The sequence below is a fragment of the Coleofasciculus sp. genome, assembly GCF_046539235.1.
Taxonomy (GTDB): Bacteria; Cyanobacteriota; Cyanobacteriia; order Cyanobacteriales; family Coleofasciculaceae; genus Coleofasciculus.
In genome coordinates this window covers 1-4,952 of the sequence record NZ_JBKHHI010000455.1, presented here as the reverse complement: position 1 = coordinate 4,952, position 4,952 = coordinate 1, and the positions used below count along the sequence as shown (strand labels likewise).

2 protein-coding genes are annotated in these 4,952 nt (G+C 46.3%); one reads left to right on the top strand and one right to left on the bottom strand.

Going from position 1 to position 4,952, the window contains the following annotated elements; all coding sequences use genetic code 11:
* The first annotated feature begins 201 nt into the window (after nt 1-201).
* A complete protein-coding gene (locus ACLFWI_RS26575; protein WP_446415418.1) occupies nt 202-2,415 on the top strand; it encodes a caspase family protein in 2,214 nt (737 codons plus the stop codon).
* A 144-nt stretch (nt 2,416-2,559) separates the two neighbouring features.
* Here ACLFWI_RS26575 and ACLFWI_RS26570 read toward each other — a convergent pair whose 3' ends face one another.
* The gene (locus tag ACLFWI_RS26570; protein ID WP_446415419.1) at nt 2,560-4,878 is read right to left on the bottom strand and encodes a CHAT domain-containing protein; all 2,319 of its coding nucleotides are present in this window, start codon (nt 4,876-4,878) and stop codon (nt 2,560-2,562) included.
* Nucleotides 4,879-4,952 lie beyond the last annotated feature (74 nt).

Here is a 4,952-nt window from a genome sequence, read left to right as displayed (position 1 = left end):
TCTTGCTCACTACATTGAGCATCTTGCTCACTACATTGAGCATCTTGCTCACTACATTGAGCATCTTGCTCGCTACATTGAGCATCTTGCTCACTACTAATACCCAATTTAAATGCATGACAGCTTAACTTGTATTGTCCCCCAACATCATTCTGCATGAGTCTCTCAGGTTGAGAGATATATCGCTATGATCATGAATTTATGACATCTATGAAGCGTCGTCAGTTTATCCAATTGGCTACATCGGCTTTAGCAACCGTCGGCTTAAGTCACTTAGATTTACAGCGCCAATCCTTACGCTATGGCAAAGTCTTAGCCCAAAGCACTCCCCGCAAACTCGCCCTGTTAGTGGGGATTAACCAGTATCCCACAAATAGCGATCGCTTTACTAGCCTCTCTGGATGTGTCAACGATGTTCGCTTACAGGAACAACTCCTGATTAATCGCTTCGGCTTTCAGCCGGAGGATATCAAGGCGGTTACGGATACCGAGGCGACTCGTGATGGCATTTTAACCGCCTTTGAAACCCATTTAATTCAGCAAGCCAAACCCGGAGATGTGGTGGTATTTCATTTCTCGGGACATGGTTCACAAGTCATTGATCCCAATCCCATTGATCCGACTTATCCCCTGAATAGTTCCTTTGTTCCGGCGGATGAACATTGGCAAGCCGAGGAAGGTATCGTCAATGAAATTACCGGACATACCCTATTTTTACTCATGTTCGCCCTGAAGCAGAAAACCGACAACGTTACTGTGGTACTGGATAGTTGTCATTCTGGGGGCGGAACCCGGGGAAATGTGAAAATCCGGGCGATTCCTGGGGGGATGGATTTCCGGATCAGTCCCGAAGAAGTCGAGTATCAACAACAATGGCTGAAACGACTGAATCTATCCCCTGAAGACTTTATCAAATTGTATCAGCAAGGCGTCGCCACTGGCGCGGTGATTGCCTCAGCCCAACGGGAACAATTCGCGGCGGATTATCCCTTTCCCGGGTTTTATGCCGGAGCTTTTACCTATCTACTCACCCAAACATTATGGCAGAATAACCATGATGTGGAAAGTGCGATCGCGGGGATTGAACGGGATATGCGATTCCTGTCTACCCAAATCCCCCTGGTAGAGGTTCCCCCGAATAGTCGCCATCAACGAGAACCGATTTATTTCACAGAACCCAAAACCCTCCCCGCCGAAGGTGTGGTGACAAGCGTTGAAAATAATCGGGTACAAGTTTGGTTAGGGGGTATTTCCCAAGAAAGTTTAGAAGCGATTTCTGAAGGGTCTATTTTTACCCCTCCATTCCGCAGTCGTGGCGAAACGCCCAAAGTTGAATTAATCTCACGCAACGGGTTAATTGCTGAAGCCCAAGCCGAAGGAAACGTCCAACCGGGAGAATTATTACAGGAATTTTCCCGCACGATTCCCAGGGATTGGAAACTCCATATTGGACTTGATCCGTCGTTAAGTCAGGAGACAGAAACAGCCCAAACTGAACTAGAATCCCTACAACGGATGCAAGCCATTCTTCCCCAACCTGGAGAGTTTCCCTATCCGGTAGATGTGCATTATATTCTCAGTCGGATGACGGATGAGTATCAGCAGCAATTGTCATCAGAAACGTCGAAAAAAATGCCACCTGTGGATAGTTTAGGTTTATTTTCTCCCGCCTTAGAAGTGATTCCCGATTCCTTTGGCATACCGGGAGAAACGGTGACTCAGGGAATTGAACGGTTACAGGGGAAACTTAAATCCCTATTAGCGGCGCGAATTATGCGAATGACGCTAAATGCTGAATCCTCACGACTGAATTTAGAGGTGACAATGGGTTTAGAAAATCGTCCCGAAATTGTCGCCCAAGCCTTTACACCACGGGGGTGTCGTCAAGATGACAGTAAATGTCCACCGTTAGGGAGTCGAGGGGAATCTGGGCAACTTCTGAGTCATCAATTATCCGTAGGAGATGCGTTTCAGTTTAAAGTTACGAATCGGGAAGAGAATGATTTACATTTGGGAATTATGTTGGTTGATCCAACGGCTGGAATTACCGTGTTGTTCCCCAATGAATTGCAGGAAACATCACGGCAAGATCCGGATAATGCCACCCGGATTAAAGCCAATCAAACGCTGTCAATTCCCAATCCGAATAAAGATGAATTTGTCTTTATTGCAGAAGAGGCGGGCTTGGGTGAAGTCTTAATTGTCGCCAGTGATCAACCCTTTACCAAAGCCTTACTCAAACTGCGTACCCTTGCCAGAGGGAAAAAGGGGATAATTTCGACGCGGGGAGAAGACTCATTGGAGATAATTAATGATTTAGTTGATGATGTTAGTCGGGGCGCCCAGGTAGGAGTGAGGCGGAGGATTCGCACCTCACAAATGGCAGCGCTTTCGATTACATTTAACGTGGTTTAACCCCGTAGGGTGCGTTCGTTCGTAGTAAGGGAACTTTAGCCCTTCTTCCGTTTATTAAGCAAAGCAGCGTTTCAACAGGATGTTACGTTTGCCAAATACACGTTGGGAGAGGGCGCACGTCGGTGCGCCCCTACGGTTTTGCAATTAATTCCACTCGCCTTGTAATGTAAACGCTGCCCAATAATAGGGAGATTTCCATTGGGTTTCCTGCTGCATTTGTAACTGAGTTTCCCGCAACGCTTGGGCAGGCTTCAATCCATCATTCAACATTAACTGATAAAATCGAGTCATAAACTCCGCCGTTGCTGCATCATCCACATTCCACAAACTCACCACTAAACGCGGCGCCCCCGCATACATAAACCCTCGCGTCAAACCGACTAATCCTTCGCCTCTAATTTCTTCTCCTAATCCCGTTTGACAGGCACTTAATACCACTAATTCCGCTGGCAGATTTAGGTTAAAAATATCATGGAGACGTAAGAAGCCACTTTGGGGATTCCCTTGTTTATCCACTAAGGATAACACCACACCGGATAATTCGGGCGCTTCACTATTGAGAATTCCGTGAGTGGCTAAATGAATGATTTGATAATTTTGCAGTTGGGGATTGTCGATAAAGTCACGATTGGCATCAAAGTCAAAGGCGTTAACTTGGGTGGCTGATGCTACTAAATTGAGAATCGCTTCGGCTTCAGTGCGCGTTCCAGGGAGGCGATTTAATTCAATGTCAGAAACGCGAACGGAACGGTTGAGTAAGAGTTGGTTTAAATCCAGTTCTGTGCCTCGGCTTGAGGCAGTTTTGAGGCGGTTATCATTATCCATGAAAACCGGATCAGCCAGAATCGCTAATTGTTGGGGTGCTTTCTGGCGTCCGTTAATTTGGTCACGAATAATCCCTAAGGTGGAACTGGAGGGTAAGTTGACCAGTTCGTATTGATTGATTAGGGGAGTAGGAGTATCGGTATCGGCAGTTTCCGGAGTGGCTAAAGCAGCAAAAGGAATGTATTGTAATGCCCCATCCGCGACAACGACAATGCGTTTTTTGGTTAATTGTTCAGCCACTTGTCCGAACAGGAGTTCACTCAGTTGTGCCACAGAATTTAAGTTATCACGGGGAACAACTTTAGCAATGCCTCTGGGATTGCCAATTTCATAACCGGGAATTTGTAAGAGGTTATAGAAACGTCGGGCGAGGGTTTCAATTTCATCTCCGGGAGGAAGTTGATAACTGGTAAGGCTATCTTTGGTGACTGCCCACAGATAACTATTCTCCTCTCCTAATGAATACTGTAATAGAATAGTGTCTTCATCCAGAATCTGTTGTTGAACTTGTTCTAAGGTGAGGGGTTGGGGATATTTCAGCGCGGCATATTGAGGACTTGTCGCCCGGATTTGGTCTTGCAGTTTTTGATAGTCGGCTAAAAGTTGTTGTCGTTGTTGTTCAATGGCGGTTTGTTGGGCTGGGGTGGATTCAGGATTACTATAGATTTCAATCCGTTGTTTTTCCGTCGCATCGAGTTTGGCGTTTAAGGTTTGTTCTTGTTGGAGTAAGTCAGGATCTACACCTTCTCGAATATTGGCATTGGCTTCGGTGAGTAATTCTAATAGCGTTCTGGCGCGAGAACGTTCACTGATGTGGAAGGCTTGTTTGTCATAGCCTTGATCAGGATTTTCTTGATGCAGTTGCATCAGCAGGTCGATGTAGAATTGGTAACGATGCTGTACAGTAGCAAAATAGGTTTGGCGTAGTTCCGGACTGGCAACCTTAGTCCGTAAATCTTCGATAATCTCAATCGAGGCTTGCATTTGAGTCAACGCTGGTTGGAGATTGCCTTGGTCTCTTTCTGCGCCGGCGATATTGTAAAGAGTTACAGCTTCCCCGGCGCGATCGCCTACAGCCTGGGATAAAGGTAAAGACTGTTGGTAGTACTCTAATGCTTGTTGTTTTTCTCCTAAGTCATCATAGACATGACCAATATTATTCAGGGTTACAGCTTCCCCGGCCCGATCGCCCACAGCCCGCCTTAAGGGTAAAGACTGTTGGTAGTACTCCAATGCCTGTTGTTTCTCTCCTAAAGCTGAATAGACACCACCAATATTATTCAGAGTTACAGCTTCTCCGGCGCGATCTTCGAGTTTCCGATAAAGAGGTAAGGCTTGATTATAATAATCCAGCGCTTTTTGCTTGAATCCTAATAAAGCATGAGTTCTACCCAGTGCCAGATTAATAAAAGCCTCTTCTGATTGATCCCCCACCTCACGCCACAAAGGAAGCGCTGTTTCCAATTTTTCGATCGCTTGTTGCAGTGATTCGGCTGTCCCTTGCCGAAATAATTCCATTCCCTGATTAGTCAGTCTTTCCGCTTCAGCGCGTTTATCGGCTTGGGCGATCATTATCGGCGCTATCTCCTCCGTGTATTCCGGTAGGGATAAAACCGGATCTTGTCCCACGGCTACCATGAAAACACTGCTGAAGATAGTGATTACAGCATGGCAGGAATAAACCAACCATTGCCGAGAAGTTAAGGGTGGCT

Excerpts from the sequence above, each read along its gene's own strand:
- ACLFWI_RS26575 (WP_446415418.1), top strand. The coding sequence starts at position 202 with ATGACATCTATGAAGCGTCGTCAGTTTATCCAATTGGCTACATCGGCT.
- ACLFWI_RS26570 (WP_446415419.1), bottom strand. The coding sequence starts at position 4,878 with ATGGTAGCCGTGGGACAAGATCCGGTTTTATCCCTACCGGAATACACG.